24 protein-coding genes and 1 pseudogene are annotated in these 16,243 nt (G+C 28.3%); 24 read left to right on the plus strand and 1 reads right to left on the minus strand.

Annotated elements, in window-relative coordinates; translation table 11 throughout:
* Positions 1-76 precede the first annotated feature (76 nt).
* From ACZ1HD_RS13975 to ACZ1HD_RS13990, 4 genes are all read left to right on the plus strand, one after another.
* Positions 77-862, plus strand: coding sequence for a transposase (locus ACZ1HD_RS13975; RefSeq protein WP_472687789.1), 786 nt, complete (start codon positions 77-79; stop codon positions 860-862).
* Positions 850-1,296, plus strand: coding sequence for a transposase (locus ACZ1HD_RS13980; protein ID WP_472689367.1), 447 nt, complete (start codon positions 850-852; stop codon positions 1,294-1,296). The genes ACZ1HD_RS13975 and ACZ1HD_RS13980 overlap by 13 nt, the downstream gene beginning before the upstream one ends.
* A 190-nt stretch (positions 1,297-1,486) precedes the next feature.
* Complete coding sequence (locus ACZ1HD_RS13985) at positions 1,487-1,717, plus strand: hypothetical protein (RefSeq protein WP_261973281.1); 231 nt, start codon at positions 1,487-1,489, stop codon at positions 1,715-1,717.
* Between the two features lie 11 nt (positions 1,718-1,728).
* Entirely contained in the window at positions 1,729-2,271 is a 543-nt protein-coding gene (locus ACZ1HD_RS13990; RefSeq protein WP_261973282.1) for a hypothetical protein, read from the plus strand.
* Between the two features lie 157 nt (positions 2,272-2,428).
* On the opposite strand, the gene ACZ1HD_RS13995 is transcribed toward ACZ1HD_RS13990, so the two are convergent.
* On the minus strand, positions 2,429-2,653 hold the full coding sequence (locus ACZ1HD_RS13995; protein WP_472687790.1) for a hypothetical protein: 225 nt from the start codon (positions 2,651-2,653) through the stop codon (positions 2,429-2,431).
* Between the two features lie 102 nt (positions 2,654-2,755).
* Between ACZ1HD_RS13995 and ACZ1HD_RS14000 the strand changes: the two genes are divergently transcribed.
* The 20 genes and pseudogenes from ACZ1HD_RS14000 (at position 2,756) to ACZ1HD_RS14095 (ending at position 16,242) form a co-directional block, all read left to right on the plus strand.
* Positions 2,756-3,502, plus strand: coding sequence for a transposase (locus ACZ1HD_RS14000; RefSeq protein ID WP_472687791.1), 747 nt, complete (start codon positions 2,756-2,758; stop codon positions 3,500-3,502).
* A 28-nt stretch (positions 3,503-3,530) separates the two neighbouring features.
* Entirely contained in the window at positions 3,531-3,977 is a 447-nt protein-coding gene (locus ACZ1HD_RS14005; RefSeq protein WP_472689367.1) for a transposase, read from the plus strand.
* Positions 3,978-4,320: 343 nt separating this feature from the next.
* Complete coding sequence (locus ACZ1HD_RS14010) at positions 4,321-4,542, plus strand: hypothetical protein (protein ID WP_472687792.1); 222 nt, start codon at positions 4,321-4,323, stop codon at positions 4,540-4,542.
* Positions 4,543-5,221: 679 nt separating this feature from the next.
* Positions 5,222-6,328, plus strand: a complete 1,107-nt coding sequence (locus ACZ1HD_RS14015; protein ID WP_472687793.1) for a TlpA family protein disulfide reductase — start codon at positions 5,222-5,224, stop codon at positions 6,326-6,328.
* Between the two features lie 155 nt (positions 6,329-6,483).
* Complete coding sequence (locus tag ACZ1HD_RS14020; protein ID WP_472687794.1) at positions 6,484-6,966, plus strand: hypothetical protein; 483 nt, start codon at positions 6,484-6,486, stop codon at positions 6,964-6,966.
* Positions 6,967-6,989: 23 nt separating this feature from the next.
* Entirely contained in the window at positions 6,990-7,217 is a 228-nt protein-coding gene (locus tag ACZ1HD_RS14025) for a hypothetical protein (RefSeq protein ID WP_472687795.1), read from the plus strand.
* A gap of 19 nt (positions 7,218-7,236) precedes the next feature.
* Positions 7,237-7,371, plus strand: coding sequence for a hypothetical protein (locus tag ACZ1HD_RS14030; RefSeq protein ID WP_472687796.1), 135 nt, complete (start codon positions 7,237-7,239; stop codon positions 7,369-7,371).
* A 160-nt stretch (positions 7,372-7,531) separates the two neighbouring features.
* On the plus strand, positions 7,532-8,023 hold the full coding sequence (locus ACZ1HD_RS14035; protein ID WP_472687797.1) for a hypothetical protein: 492 nt from the start codon (positions 7,532-7,534) through the stop codon (positions 8,021-8,023).
* 178 nt (positions 8,024-8,201) lie between these two features.
* On the plus strand, positions 8,202-8,609 hold the full coding sequence (locus ACZ1HD_RS14040; protein ID WP_472687798.1) for a hypothetical protein: 408 nt from the start codon (positions 8,202-8,204) through the stop codon (positions 8,607-8,609).
* Positions 8,610-8,617: 8 nt separating this feature from the next.
* Positions 8,618-8,968, plus strand: coding sequence for a hypothetical protein (locus tag ACZ1HD_RS14045; RefSeq protein WP_472687799.1), 351 nt, complete (start codon positions 8,618-8,620; stop codon positions 8,966-8,968).
* Between the two features lie 173 nt (positions 8,969-9,141).
* On the plus strand, positions 9,142-9,933 hold the full coding sequence (locus ACZ1HD_RS14050; protein WP_472687800.1) for a hypothetical protein: 792 nt from the start codon (positions 9,142-9,144) through the stop codon (positions 9,931-9,933).
* Positions 9,934-10,095: 162 nt separating this feature from the next.
* Positions 10,096-10,599: a hypothetical protein gene (locus ACZ1HD_RS14055; protein ID WP_472687801.1), complete on the plus strand. Its 504-nt coding sequence runs from the start codon at positions 10,096-10,098 to the stop codon at positions 10,597-10,599.
* A gap of 209 nt (positions 10,600-10,808) precedes the next feature.
* A complete protein-coding gene (locus tag ACZ1HD_RS14060; RefSeq protein WP_472687780.1) occupies positions 10,809-11,201 on the plus strand; it encodes a transposase in 393 nt (130 codons plus the stop codon).
* 14 nt (positions 11,202-11,215) lie between these two features.
* The gene (locus tag ACZ1HD_RS14065; RefSeq protein ID WP_472689365.1) at positions 11,216-12,064 is read left to right on the plus strand and encodes an IS3 family transposase; all 849 of its coding nucleotides are present in this window, start codon (positions 11,216-11,218) and stop codon (positions 12,062-12,064) included.
* Positions 12,065-12,112: 48 nt separating this feature from the next.
* Entirely contained in the window at positions 12,113-12,922 is an 810-nt protein-coding gene (locus ACZ1HD_RS14070; RefSeq protein WP_472687802.1) for an HNH endonuclease, read from the plus strand.
* 352 nt (positions 12,923-13,274) lie between these two features.
* Complete coding sequence (locus ACZ1HD_RS14075) at positions 13,275-13,919, plus strand: hypothetical protein (RefSeq protein WP_472687803.1); 645 nt, start codon at positions 13,275-13,277, stop codon at positions 13,917-13,919.
* Positions 13,920-13,971: 52 nt separating this feature from the next.
* Positions 13,972-14,076: pseudogene (locus ACZ1HD_RS14080) on the plus strand (hypothetical protein); the annotation flags it as partial.
* Between the two features lie 323 nt (positions 14,077-14,399).
* A complete protein-coding gene (locus ACZ1HD_RS14085) occupies positions 14,400-15,233 on the plus strand; it encodes a hypothetical protein (RefSeq protein WP_472687804.1) in 834 nt (277 codons plus the stop codon).
* Between the two features lie 150 nt (positions 15,234-15,383).
* Entirely contained in the window at positions 15,384-15,821 is a 438-nt protein-coding gene (locus ACZ1HD_RS14090) for a hypothetical protein (RefSeq protein WP_472687805.1), read from the plus strand.
* Between the two features lie 184 nt (positions 15,822-16,005).
* Positions 16,006-16,242 carry a hypothetical protein gene (locus tag ACZ1HD_RS14095; RefSeq protein WP_472687806.1) on the plus strand — a complete coding sequence of 79 codons (237 nt, stop codon included), beginning with the start codon at positions 16,006-16,008 and terminating at the stop codon, positions 16,240-16,242.
* The last annotated feature ends 1 nt before the right edge of the window (position 16,243 follow it).

Here is a 16,243-nt window from a genome sequence, read left to right on the forward strand (position 1 = left end):
CGCAACAAACCATATACAACAACGTTGTAAGTAATTTTGACCCGTCCTGAAATAAGGCTACATAATTTTAAACATTATGTACAGAAATGACAAAGTAATTAGACGTTACAGTGAACCTTTTAAATTAAAAATTTTAGCCGAACTTACAATCGGGAAACACACAAAAAGCGAACTTTGTAAACTCTACTCAATTGCACCTACAACAGTAAATGTGTGGATTAAAAAGTATAATCGTAAAGACTTAATGAACACCAGAGTAAAAGTGGAAACAAAAGACGAAATATCTAGAATTAAAGGGCTTCAAAAAGAGATTGAACAGCTTAAAAAACTACTACTTAAAAAGGATCTCGATGCTATGGTAGAAGAATCTTATTTAGAAGTAGCAGCAGAAGATCTTGGTTTTAAGTCTATTGCTGAACTAAAAAAAGTTAAGTATAAAGCCTTAATAAAAGCTAAAGAAAAATCTAAGAGATTTGCGTCTTTAACGACTATAACCCATTGTTTTGGGCTTAAACGTGATGCGTATTATAAATACAAATCTAGAGCTGATAAACGTTTAATACTAGAACAACAGATTATAAATATTGTTAGAAAAAGACGCAAATCTCTTCCTAGAGAGGGTGTGCGTAAGCTTATTAAATCTTTAGATATAGATTTTAATAAAGTAAATATTAAAGTTGGTAGAGATACTTTATTTAATGTCCTTAGAAAACACCAAATGCTAACACTTAGAAAGAAAACAAGTGCTAGAACTACTAACTCTTATCATCGTTTTTATAAGTATAATAACATCATAAAAGACTTAGAAGTTACCGAGCTAACCAGGTTTGGGTATCTGATATCACATACATTAGAACCGTAAAAGGGTTTTGTTACCTGGCTTTAATAACAGATATGCATTCTAGAAAAATAGTTGGGTATGATCTTAGTGACAGCTTAGAACTAAAAGGATGTGTCAGAGCACTTAATAAGGCAATTTATCAAGCTAAAAAAATTAAACAACTTATTCATCATTCGGACAGAGGAATACAGTATTGTAGCAATGTATACACACAAATATTAAAAAGAAAAAAGATAGATATTAGTATGACCGAAGAAAATCATTGTTACGAAAATGCCATGGCTGAACGTGTAAATGGTATATTGAAAGATGAATTTTATCTCGACCAAACCTTTGATAACGTGGCTCACGCTAAGAGAGCCGCAAAAAATGCAATTAATTTATACAACGAAATAAGATTACACTTATCTTTAGACTATAAAACACCAAATATGGTATATAAATATGGTATATAAATTATCAGCTTAATTCAATTTTAACCTGTAGCCATATTTCAGGACTAGACATTTATCACTCGACTCAAAAAATAAAGGAAATTTGAAGAAAAAGGAAAAAAATTCTAAATTTCAGTTATGGATTTTAACCATATTAATTCTTTCTTTAATTAGTTTTGGAATTTGGAATAGTTTCACAGAAAAAAACGAATTGAAAAACTCAAAAAATACAATTGGAACTATAATTAAAATTGAGGAGAGATTTCAAAGAGGTTTTTTTATAAAGTATGAATTCCAAGTAAAAGAAGAAAAATATACCGAAAATCAGAAATTGACAATTAAAAGAGAACTTATAAAAATCGGAGATAAATTTAGGGTTTATTATTCAGAAAAAAATCCGAATTACAGTGAACTTATATTTGAAAAGCGAATCGAAGAATAAATACTAAACCAATGAAAAAAAAGTTTTTATTAATAATTGGAATTTTAGTTTTAATTCTCTTTTTTACTCCAAAAGGAATTTATGAAAAATATTATTACGACTTTCTTGAATGGAAAAACTTACGAGATAAAATTGTTTGGAAAGAAAATATAAAGTTAAATAAGAAAGATTTTAAATCCACCGAATCTGGAGAAAATTTAGTGTTATATGCAAAAGTTGGTTTATCAATAAGATATTTTACGAATCCAATTATGTTCAAATCAAAAACTGTTTTTATACCGAAAGAGTCTTTTCTAAAAACAGCAAACGATTCAATAAGTTTAAGAATATCCGAAGCGAAATTTAATTTATTGGAAATATATCGCAGGAAAATGGAAACTTATGTCAAAAACTTGAAAAAGGAAAATATTGACACTTTAAAAAAGGTTGATTTCAATAATTTGAATTTAAAATATTATGAATTATTTGAAACAGAATGGGAAAAATATCTTGATTCACAAAATGAGCCTAAATCTTTAGAAAATTTAGAAAGGAAAATAAAATTGGAATTATAAAAAACTACTTACAACACCGTATATAATTTATTGCTGGCTTCTCGCCCACTTACGAAAGTCCTCGCGGACTTTCTTGGTCGGTAATTATTTACTAAATTAGTTGCTTGAAACACGCAACAAACCATATACAACAACGTTGGTAGTAATAAATTTGCTTTTATTCGTTAAATCTATAAATAAAGTAAAACATACCTATTATAATAGTTAACCACAAATAACAAACAACAGTTCCTTCTTGCCAAAGTTTTACATTCCATTCATTCACTATTAAAGAAGTAACTGCATACCAAATCGCAAACCAACATACTACCAACAGCACATAAAAAATATGCTTTATACTTCTTTTTATTTCATACATTATTTCACTTAAAATTTCTTTCATAATTTATCTATTTAATTTATTAATTTCGCACATTTCTTATCTGCATCACGTTGTAAGTAATTTTGACCCGTCCTGAAATAAGGCTACATAATTTTAAACATTATGTACAGAAATGACAAAGTAATTAGACGTTACAGTGAACCTTTTAAATTAAAAATTTTAGCCGAACTTACAATCGGGAAACACACAAAAAGCGAACTTTGTAAACTCTACTCAATTGCACCTACAACAGTAAATGTGTGGATTAAAAAGTATAATCGTAAAGACTTAATGAACACCAGAGTAAAAGTGGAAACAAAAGACGAAATATCTAGAATTAAAGGGCTTCAAAAAGAGATTGAACAGCTTAAAAAACTACTACTTAAAAAGGATCTCGATGCTATGGTAGAAGAATCTTATTTAGAAGTAGCAGCAGAAGATCTTGGTTTTAAGTCTATTGCTGAACTAAAAAAAGTTAAGTATAAAGCCTTAATAAAAGCTAAAGAAAAATCTAAGAGATTTGCGTCTTTAACGACTATAACCCATTGTTTTGGGCTTAAACGTGATGCGTATTATAAATACAAATCTAGAGCTGATAAACGTTTAATACTAGAACAACAGATTATAAATATTGTTAGAAAAAGACGCAAATCTCTTCCTAGAGAGGGTGTGCGTAAGCTTATTAAATCTTTAGATATAGATTTTAATAAAGTAAATATTAAAGTTGGTAGAGATACTTTATTTAATGTCCTTAGAAAACACCAAATGCTAACACTTAGAAAGAAAACAAGTGCTAGAACTACTAACTCTTATCATCGTTTTTATAAGTATAATAACATCATAAAAGACTTAGAAGTTACCGAGAGCTAACCAGGTTTGGGTATCTGATATCACATACATTAGAACCGTAAAAGGGTTTTGTTACCTGGCTTTAATAACAGATATGCATTCTAGAAAAATAGTTGGGTATGATCTTAGTGACAGCTTAGAACTAAAAGGATGTGTCAGAGCACTTAATAAGGCAATTTATCAAGCTAAAAAAATTAAACAACTTATTCATCATTCGGACAGAGGAATACAGTATTGTAGCAATGTATACACACAAATATTAAAAAGAAAAAAGATAGATATTAGTATGACCGAAGAAAATCATTGTTACGAAAATGCCATGGCTGAACGTGTAAATGGTATATTGAAAGATGAATTTTATCTCGACCAAACCTTTGATAACGTGGCTCACGCTAAGAGAGCCGCAAAAAATGCAATTAATTTATACAACGAAATAAGATTACACTTATCTTTAGACTATAAAACACCAAATATGGTATATAAATATGGTATATAAATTATCAGCTTAATTCAATTTTAACCTGTAGCCATATTTCAGGACTAGACATTTACCAGAAAAAACTCAAAATGAAGAATCTATTGAAATTTATCATTCTATTTCTGTCTATAATTAATAATTACGGACAAGAAAAGAGTTTAGAGTATTTGAATTTCAAAACAGAACTTTTAAAGAATGAGAAAGTGTTTGTTATTGAATATATTCAATTTTGCAATGGAGAAATGATTCTTCCAAATAAAGATGGAACCATATGCGAAAGGCCTTATTATTTGTTCGGAGCAAAAGTGGAAAATACTTCAAAAGGAAATTTTCTAATTGTCACAAATTCAATACAATAGAAATGAAAAATTCTGAATTTATTGAAACTGTAAAAGAAAATATAAATGATATAAAAGAATCTGAAATTTCACCAATAAGTCACGAATACTTAAACTCTAAAGGAGAAAAAGAAATTATTGAATTAGAGGTTGACCATTTTTGTAAAACACAATTTGAAATTCATTCAACTAATGGAAAAATCACAAAAAATCTAAATGAATTTTATTTAAGTGAAAAAAAGTAGACGACAAAACACCTAATGATAACTATGAAATTAATCAAAAATCAATATTGAATAAGATATTTCAATTAGCGCAAAAAGAAACGGAATAAAAACTACTTACAACAACGTGTATAATTAATTGCTGCTTTTAGCTCACTTGGAAAATCCTTCGGATTTTCGCCGTTCGTGATTTATTTAGTAGATTAGTTGCTTAAACACGCAACTAATCATAACACAAACACGTTGTGGGTAATTAAACTAAAAATCGTAATTTAATGAAAAAGGTGTATTATATTATTTTATTGTCTTTTTTTAGTTGCTTAACTAAGAATGAAAATGGAAATAAATCAATAAAAAAAACAGTAGCGAAGTATATATTAGTGGTTTAAGTGACGAAGTTGGGTTTAATGAATCTGTCAACATATCTAGTGAATCAAATTTTTACAATAAATTACATAAAAAAGAAACAAACTATTTAAATGATACAGTTATTATCAATTTTAGGGAAGTAGAATCTCCAAAAATATTCGAGTTTTCCGGTTTTGGGAACAATACATATTATCCTGTAAGAGTATTTATTACTCCAGGAGATAGTATTCATTTTGAACTTAAAAATGGAAAACTTAACTTTAAAGGAAAGAATTCAAGTCACTATAACTTCTTTCTTGAATTAGAGCAAAAATTTGATCCTTGGACAGATTTGAAATTTAGTAAGTTAAATGCAGATTTTATAGCATATAAAAAGCAGTGTGAATCATTTTATAATTCAAGACTTAAATTTTTAAATGATTATATCGAAAAACATAAAAGTGTTTCTAATGAATTTAAAACAGCTATTAAGGAAGAATTAGAATTAGAATATTTACTTAATTTAATACGTCCAAGGTCTGAAGTTCAAGATATATATACTATAAATACTAGTGAAGATTTAACAACAATAATAAAAAACTCTAATAGAGATGAAGTAGATTTTTTTGATTTGGATAATTATCTAAACAAGATAAAACTACAAGATTTAAATAAACCTCATTTAGTAAATAATATGTATTACAAAATGAGTATAGTTCCCCTCATTAGACAATACTTTGTCAAAGGCGAAGAAAAACCTTTTTCAAAAGAATCTTTTAAACAAGAGCTAAAATTTATAAAAAACAATTTTAATGATACAGTTGTAAAATTCGTAACTGGAAGGTTAATTGTTGATTACTATAATAAAGGATTTGGGAAAGATAAAAACAGTAATGAGTTTATGAAAACATCCATAAAAGAATATAAAAAAACAATTACAGACCCAACTTATACTAAAGCTGTTGAAGATATTATAAATGAACTTAATGCTTTAAATGAAATAGTCCCTAAAAATCTAAAAGAGTCTGTAATCAACTTATCAAAAGACACTATAAATCTAAGTTCTATTTTAAATAATAAGCAAATAAAAGTTATAGATTTTTGGGCAAGTTGGTGCCAACCTTGTGTAAAAGAAATTGTTGTAGGTAATGAAGTTAGAGAAAAATTAGTACAGAAATATAACCTAAAATTTATATACTTTTCTGTAGATAAAGATTCAGAACAATGGATAAAACAGAGTATTTATTTTGAAAATTTTTTACCAAATGGCAAGCAGTTTAAAATTTTAAATCTTAATAAATCAAAGTTTATTAAGTTCTTAAACATAAAAAACAGTTATGGCTTAACAATTCCAAGATACGTTATTTTAGATACAGAAAATAAAGTTATTGACAACAATGCTCCAAAGCCATCTAACGAGAAATTTGAACAAATTATTCAAGAATTATTAGAAAAATAACTACCCACAACACCGTATATAATTTATTGCTAGTTCTAGCCTACTTACGAAAATCCTCGCGGATTTTCTATCTGTGATTTATTTGCTAACTTTAGTGCTTAAACCACGCAACGAAATCATACACAATCACGTTAGGCACAATATGACCAAACCATATGGAAGAAAACAAACCAGAAGAAGAAAAGATTGAAACTTTCGAAGAAAAGTTCGAAAAATTCATAGGAAGTGCAAAAGGAGAAATAACATCCTTAAAAACTGAACTGAATGACATAACGGAATTATATAATGATTTTGTCAAAAAACCAAGTACAGCAATTCCGAGTAAAGCTGAAAAACTAAACGAGACTTTTGAAAAAGTAACGGAATACAATACTGAAATAAGTGAAATTGAGACTAAGGTTCAGGAGTTTGAAACCAAAGTTTTCGGAAAAACAGCAGAAGATAAAGAAGCTCTGAAATTTAAGCTAAACAACTTGAAAGACGAACTCGAAGAACTTCATTCTGATTGGGAAGAAAAATATGATACGTTATCAACAAAAATTGAGGGACTTCTTCCAGGTGCAACTTCGGCTGGACTTGCGAAATCATATCACGACCAGAAAAAAGTTATAATAAACCAAATTTATTTTGGTCTCTAGTTTTTATTGGAACTATGGTTGGAATGGTTTGGTATGCAATTGTAACTTTAAAAGAGAGTGATAGCGTAGGAAATGCATTTATGAATATTTTAGCAAGAGCACCATTTTTTGTTCCTACAATTTGGCTTGCTTTATTTTCAAGTAAACAGCAAAGTCAAAATCGTAGACTTGAACAAGAATATGCTCATAAAGAAAGTCTTGCGAAATCTTACGATGGATATAAACGAGAAATTGAAAAGCTACCGAGATAGTGACAATAAAAATGAGATTATGGAAAAATTAGTAGCATCTTTAATTGAGGCTTCTAGTTTCAATCCAAGTTCAACGCTGGAAAGAAAGTCACATAATGATTCACCACCACTTTTTGGTTCATTTCTAAAAAGGAGAGACGATAAAGCGGAATAAATACTGTGCCTAACAATGTATAACCGCAATTACGGCGGATTCGACTACGTCCGAATCCACTCGGAATTGCTAAAGTCAGTGCTAAACCGAAAAGTCTGCGTATATTAATCCGTAACTGACGGTTATACGAGACCGTTGTGTGTAATTTAAACGAACGACATTGAGAATAATAACGATAATTCTATTACTGACTTTATTTAGTTGTAAAAAATCCATTTCACAAGAAAAAGAAGTTACTATTGAACAAACTGAAAATCAAAATTCGGCGGAAAAAATTGCTCTAGATTTCATTAACAAATACGTGGAATATTGTAATAAACGAAATTCTGAACAAGAATTAATCGAATGGATTTCTGAACAGCAAAACGTTACGGAAAATTTTAAAATAGAACTTAAAAGAATAATTAGTGAAGCGGAAAAAAAAGAACCTGAATTAGGACTAGGATTTGACCCAATATTTGACGCTCAAGACTATCCTGATGACGGATTTGAAACAGAAAAATTTAACAAGCATTCTGAATTAGTAACTGTCAAAGCGAAAAATTGGAGTGATTATAAACTGAATATTAAAGTGGAACATAAAAATGAACAATGGCTTGTAAACGGAATCGGAATAATAAATATGTCGGAAAAAGAGCGAATTAAAAGATAAAAAACTACACACAACAACGTATAAAAAAATTGCTACATTAGTGCTTAACCAAAGTTAGTTGCATTTTTTGCTACTTCTGAATTTCCTTCGGAAATTCCTCGCACACAAAAAACGCAACTCTTTTTATACAAACACGTTGTGTACAATTTAAGAAACGACCGAAAATACATTGAATAATTTGAAAAAAATATTAGGAATAATCATATTGCTGATTCTACAATCGTGCTATTTCGGAGCTGGATTAGTAGAAAAGGAAATTACGGACGACTATTTTTTATTTGCAAATAATTCACTTGACGAAATGAGTATTTGGTTTCACGCTGAAAAATATTCTAATCGACTAATTGTACCTGAAACAGTTTTTGCATTAGGAGAAAACGGAGATTTTATTATTGCAAAAAGTCATCCAAAAAATCTTGAAAGCGGAATTAATAAAAGTGTTACATATTATCATATCATAGAAGTTGACAAAAAAAGTACTGAACAAAGTCCAAATTTGACTTTAGAACAATTTGAGAATAAAAGAAAAGAACTGAATATTCCGAAAAATTTGGATTTTGAAATTGTTTACGAGGAATTAAAATAGAAATATATTTGAAGAGAACAGCCATAAATATTAAAACTGAAAAATGGAATGAAATAATCTCGGAATTAAGAAAAAGAGGTTGGATTGTTACTGCTAAATATTACGGTTTTAACGCTGGAATTGATGATGATTTTTTGATTTTGAGAAAGGGATTTAAAAAAATATTGTTTGGTTGGACTAATTGGTTTGAGGGAGAAATAAAATGCAATGACCGAATTTTTGAATATTTAGAATCTGAACTAAAACTGGAATTTGAATATGGAAAACCCACAAGTCTTAAAACACTTGTAATTTCAACATACAGAATTCAATCTTTGCCATTATTTCTCGTGAAAAAACTGAATTTATTAAAGAGTTGAAAATAAAAAAACTGTACACAACACCGTATAAAATTAATTGCTAGTTTTAGCCAGTTTACGAAAGTCCTCGCGGACTTTCTATCTGTGATTTATTTGCTAACTTTAGTGCTTAAAACACGCAACTAATCTTATACAACAACGTTGGGCTTCATTTCTCACTCGAACTCAAAAAAATGAAAAAGAAGATAATAATTACATTTTTTTTAATTTTAATTATTCTAGCTGGAATGTTTAGTTGGAAATATTTGAATTGGAAAAAAAGCCTATATGAACAACCTGCTTCTTTAGATTTATTTATAGCTCAATCATTCTTTGAAAAAGATGAAGAAAGACCTTGGGCTGAATTTTGGGATAACAGTTGGAATAAAGTTACAAATGAAAATGAAAGAACAATTGAATGGATTTCAAATTCAAAAGATTTTGAAAAAATAGATTCAATATATCTTGGTTTTAAAAATGCAACAAATGAAAAATTCTATTATGTAACTTGGGGTGAACCAAATTCGAGAATTAGAATTAGTTATAATGTCTTCAAAAACGGAAAAATTGATTCTATTCCTTTTGAAGGTTTTGGTTGTGGAACTGGAATTTATATTACTCCTTTAGAAAAAGGAGAAGTTGCAGGTGGAAAGTTTTTGAATCCAATTTTATATAATCCATATTCAGGTTATCCATTACCAATAAAAAATGAAATATTTCCAAAATTATTTAAAGAAATATATGGAGATTCAATTGCTATAAAATTTGAACAAGCAACTTATAGTTTACCTTGGAATAAAATTCCGTCACAAATGATGGAATCAAAAGAAATCATTATTTCAACAGAAAAACTTATTGAAAATTGGAAAAAATCAGAATTAAAATTAAGTAAGGAATTTGATAAAGAATATGAAAACAGTTACTATTTCGAAGAAAATGGAATTTACAAATTAAGTTCTTTATTTGAAAAAAAGCAGGAAAAATAAAAACGAAAGCCCAACACCTTGTATAATTTATTGCTTGCAAAAAGCATACTTACGAAAATCCTCGCGGATTTTCTTGGTTTGTGTTTTATTTACTAACTTTATTGCTTAAAACCGCAACAAACCATACAAAAACACGTTGTAAACAAGCTGAAAACGAAAACTATGATACATTTGATTTGGTCTATAATAAACGGAATTATTGTTCTTTACTTTCTTTATCTAATTGTTGGATTTATAGCTAAAGGGAAAAAAATATTTAATCCACAATTTAAATTTGTCTCAATCTTTATAATGGTAATCGGAATTGTACAAATAATTTCCGCATCTAATTCAGGAAAAAACTCAAACCGAATATCAATAACAGAAAACTATGAGAGAAAAAATAACTCGGAAATTAAACAAGTGAAATTGGAAGATAATTGGACTTTTGATATAAATATGCTTGTAAAATATTCTATAGAACAGAATGAATATATCCCAATTGAAAGTAACAGTTATTTGACTGGAATTGTGAGCGGTTATATGTGGGAATTTAAGTCAATAGATACGAACAATTTGAATATGAATGGAAAAGCGGAATTTATTGCTAATGGAATTTTAAAATGGAATCTTTTTGGAATTACTGTTTATAACGAATCAAAAACATTTAGCGGAATTATAGAATGAAAAAAGCCTGTTTACAACACCGTATAAAATTAATTGCTAGTTTTAGCTCACTTGGGAAATTCCTTCGGAATTTCGCCGTTCGTGATTAATCTAGTAAATTAGTTGCTTGAAACACGCAACTAACCTTATACAACAACGTTGTAAGTAATTTAAGAACATGTAAAATCCTGAAATAGGTTGACTAAAAATTAAACAACTTTAGTTAAACTATGAGCACAAAAACAAAACAACCCTGCCGAAAAAAGAACTACAATAAAGTCGGTTTCGAACTCAAATTATTCATCATTGACCAAATTCATAATGGACGGATTTCTGTAAATTATGCAGCTAAAAAATATGATATTTCTAGAGCAACTATTCAGTACTGGATAAAAAAATATAGTACCTTAGATCAAAAGAAATTAGGTATGAGTAAACAAGACGAAATTAAAAAACTCAAAGAAAAAATTGAGGAACTGGAATTTGTAAAAGACTTCCAACAAGATATAATTGCAGACATGGAAATCATTACTGGAGTCGATATGTCAAAAAAGTCATTGCCCAAAACATTAGCAGAAGAGATTCAGAAAAAGAAACAAAACCGTTTAAAAGAAAATGGTTAACTCAATGTTTTGGGATTACTAAACAAGCTTTTTATAAACGCTTAAAATCATACAAAATAAAGCAAAACAACGAACGTATTTTAATCCAATTAGTTAAAAAATGTCGTGACAAAATTGGACAGAAATTAGGCGCTAAAAAACTATATCATGAATTGAAAAACGACATCAAAAAACAAGGAATTAAAATAGGGAGAGATAAGTTTTACACATTCTTAAGAAACCATAAACTATTGATCTCTAGAACTAAAAACTATCATACAACCACTAATTCTAATCATCATTTTTATAAATACAAAAACCTAATTACTAATAAAACCCCTACAAGAGCTGAACAACTTTGGGTAACAGACATAACCTATATTAAAACTCAAAAAGGACATAGTTATTTGGCTTTAGTTACAGATGCCTATTCTAAACAAATAATGGGATATAAACTAGATTCACATATGAAAACATCTCTTTGTATAGATGCTTTAAAAATGGCGCTTAAAAACCGTAAATACCCAAATCAAAAATTAATACATCACTCAGATAGAGGCTTACAATATTGCAATCCAACTTACGCTGGTTTTGCTGAATCAAATGGATTAAAAATGAGTATGACTGAAAAACATGACCCTTATGAAAATGCTATTGCGGAAAGAATTAATAGAACTTTAAAATATGAATATGGTTTGAAAACAATAATAAAAAACACTAAATTAGCACAAAAGATTACTAAAAGAGCCGTTTATATTTACAACAACCTAAGACCACATCTAAGTCTCGATTTATACACTCCTAAACATGTGCATATAAATCAAAATATTGAATATAAATCGTATCGAAAAAATAAAAATAATCTGGAATTATTAACCTTTTAAACATCAAAAAAAAGGTCAACCTATTTCAGGACAATACAACAGAACAATATGAACACATTTCTTTTTGCTTGGAATCCTAACAGATGGGATTGGGAAGATTTACAAGAAAGCATTGAACATCTTGAAAAAGTTGGATATGTTGAAAGGAGATGGAGTTGTGGAAATTCAAAGAGCATTAGAAAAGGAGATAGAGTTTTCTTGATTAGATTAGGTAATGAACCAAGAGGAATAATGGGAAGTGGTTATGCCAAATCATCATACTACGTTGCACCACATTGGGACGGAACAGAAAATAAAACGACTAATTATATTGATATTGAATTCGATATTTTAATTAACCCAAACGAAAACAAGTTATTTGATAAAGAATCTTTGGAAAGTATTGATAAAAATAATTTTCAACAATGGTTTCCTCAACAAAGCGGAATTTCAATAAAAGAGGAAGTTTTGGAAAGTTTGGAATCTAACTGGTTTAACTTTATCAAAGAGAATAAATACATAAAGAATAGTTTTGTATCTAATGACGTTACAACTCAATTTAAAAAAACATATAAGGAAGGTAAATCAAAAGACATTGTACAAACTCGATACGAACGAAATCCTGAAGCCCGAAAAAGGTGTTTAAAGCATTTTGGCTATTCTTGTAAAGTCTGTTCTTATGATTTTGAAAAGCATTTTGGAGAAATTGGTAAAGGATTTATTCACGTTCATCACATAAATCAAATTTCGGAAATAGGAAAGGAATATGAAGTTGACCCAATAAAAGACTTAATTCCTGTTTGTCCGAACTGTCACGCAATGATTCATTCCAAACGACCAGCTTTTACGATAGAAGAAATTAAAGAAATATTAAGATAAAAAACTACTTACAACAACGTATATAATCCATTGCTAGTGAGAGCCTACTTACGAAAATCCTCGCGGATTTTCTATTCGGTTTTTATTTGCTAAATTACGTGCTAAACCACGCAACGCATCATATACAAAACCGTTGCCCGTAATTAAGAAAAACAGTCGCAAAAATGAAAAATTACCAAAACATTAAATTATTTACCCTAATTTTATTAGTATTTTTTTCTTGTAATAAAAAAGAGAGTTCGGATTTAACTACAATATTATTGGAACTGTAAAAGACTCTACTTCTAACGGAATTGAGATTTCTTTAGTAATCCCTAGTAAAGGTTTAGAAAAAAGAAGTAAAGCAAAAATAGTGAATGGTAAGTTTGAATTTAATGGTTATATAGAAAAGCCTGAATTTGCTGAAATCCAATTTGAATATGATATTTTAAATAATAGTGGTAATCAATTCTATATTCCAATTATAATTGAACCACTAAATACTAAGCTTTCATTAGAGATAACTGAAAGTACAGCAGGTACTTTTAAAGAAATAAATGAATTAAAGTTTTTAAGTGGGGTAAATAATAAAATATTCTATGAAGAACTCTATAAACCAAAACTTATAAAACATTTTAGCTATTTGAATAACTATCAAAAAGTCAGAGATAGCATTCAAAAATATAAATATTCACTCGAAAAGGTTGAATTCTTCAGAAAGTTTGACAGTATCTATGATAATAAAAATGCAATTGCTTATGTAAGCTTATGGAATTACTTACTGTCTTCAAGTATACCTCACTTTGATAGAGATTACATTAATGATAATGATAAAAAATTTTTAAAAAAAATAGCTAGGAAAGTAGATTCAAGTGCTATCTCTCTAAAAGACTACAAAGAATTCCAAGCTAAAATAAATGGCTTAATCAATTATAAAACGCCTTTAAAATTTACCGATTTCACACTTCAAAATAAAAACGGAAAAAACTCATCTTTATCAGAAATAATAAAAAAATAAATATACAGTTCTAGATTTTTGGTGGAGTAATTGCACACCTTGTAGAGAATTTAATAAAGAGAGTGAACCAATCTACTCAAAATTGAAAGAAAATAAAATTGAAATTGTTGGAATAAATATAGATACTGACCCAAGTATCTCGGAAAAAGGTCTCTAACGAAGACCGAATAAAATGGGTTGACTTATATGCTGGACCAAATTCAGATATTCAAACTGAATATAAAGTATATTCATTTCCAACAAAAATTGTTATCGACAACAAATTTAATATTGTCGATTTCGATTTTAAAAAAGCTGAAGAATTACTAAATTTAGAAAAATAACTATGGGCAACACCGTATATAATTTATTGCTAGTTATAGCCTACTTGCGAAAGTCCTCGCGGACTTTCTTGGTCGGTAATTATTTACTAAATTAGTTGCTTGAAACATGCAACAAACCATATACAACAACGTTGTGTGTCATTAAAAACGAACTTTTATGAAAATTGAAAAAGTAAAGAATTATAATCAAAAATTATTAGCTATTTTAGGAACAATTGGTGGAATATTTTTAGTTGTTGCTTTGGTTTCGTTTATATCAATTGTAATTCAGGAACATAGAAGATTTGATTACAATGAACCGGAAACTGGAATTTTATCAGAAGAAAAAATCGAAAAACTACAGAAGGAAAATAAACGAGAACAAGTTATTTCCTATGAAAATCCGATATTAATTGACTCTTTAAATTTGAATTATATTATTCCTGTTTCACATAAAACATTGAATGAAAAAGAAGATATAACTGGACTTTTGAACGCTTTTACATCTTCAGATTCTGAAGAGTTCACAAAAAAAGACGAAAGATATTCAGCAAGATTTTACGGAGAATTTAATAATATTATAGTTTATAATGCAAATAGTGGAATTAACAAGAAGTTATTTGATACCCGAATTAATTTTAATAAAATAAAAACGGAGTATTTTGAGAATGAAATTCTAATTTTAATAAAAGCCTCTGAAAAAGATACTTTTAAAGACGGAGTAATTAATCTAAAAGATTTTAGCTCACTTTACGTTTACTCATTTAAAGAAAATAAGATGAGAAAAATAGGAGTTGAAGGAATGGATATTTATAATTTTAAATTTATCAATAAAAGTAAAGACTTGCTTATTGAATTCGGAATTGACAAAAATAAAGATGGTACGTTTGAAAGTTACAATGAACCAACAATAATTAAAAAATACGATTTTAAAAATGACAAAATAATTGAGATTATAGATCCCAAAATTAATTCTGAATTACAAAGAACATTAGAAGGAACGAAAAAATAACGAACACACAACACCGTGTAAAAAAAATTGCTTGTTTTAGCTTATTTACGAAAATCCTCACGGATTTTCTTGGTTCGTGTTTTATTTACTAACTTTATTACTTAAACCACGCAACTTTCCTTACACAACAACGTTGGCAGTAATAAAAAAATGAGAAAAAGAATTTCAGCGAGTAATAAAATTAAAAAATATTTCATTCTTATATGTTTAGGAATTTTACTCTTTATGGGTTTTAATATCTACTTCGAAAATGGCTTTGATATTTTTATTACATTGTTACTCATCCTAATAGTTTCTATTTTCTCTTCAATTTATTTATATTTTGACAGAATGAAAATCTTAGAATATGACCAAAACTATTTGTTTATTAAAGAAAAAAATAATGAAAAGAAAATAAAACTGGAGCAAATTAAAAAATTTAAGAAAACAAACATTGAAGTTAATGACCAAAGTATTTGGAGAATATATTACACAGACAAACATAACACTGAAAAATCAATAAGAATGAGGCCTAGATTTAATTCTGAGTATTTTAATGAATTTAAAAAGAGTGTCAAACTTAGAAATGAAAACCTGATTATAGAATAATAAAATTTGAATTATAGTAAGAATACTACTGCCAACAATGTATAACCGCAATTACGGCGGATTCGACTGCGTCCGAATCCACTCGGAATTGCTAACGCCAGTTCTTAACCGAAAATCATTATCTTTAATCTCGTAACTGACGGTTATACGAGACCGTTGTGCACAATACCAAAACTGAACGCAAATGAAAGAAAATAAAGATAGAATTATAATTGCAAGTGACGTAAATGAACGTGATGGAATTGGAGTTGAAATCTATCGAAATAACGAATTAATTGCGGAAATTTTTAGAGACGACACAGAAAAAACAAGAACAATTCAGATTTTTAAAGAAAATATTTCACTTAATTCTATGGAGGAATTTATTCAGATTTTTAAAAAAGAAATACCTTGGGAATTTATAGATTATCAAAACGAATAAA

The organism is Polaribacter sp. HA6-7 (assembly GCF_055693625.1).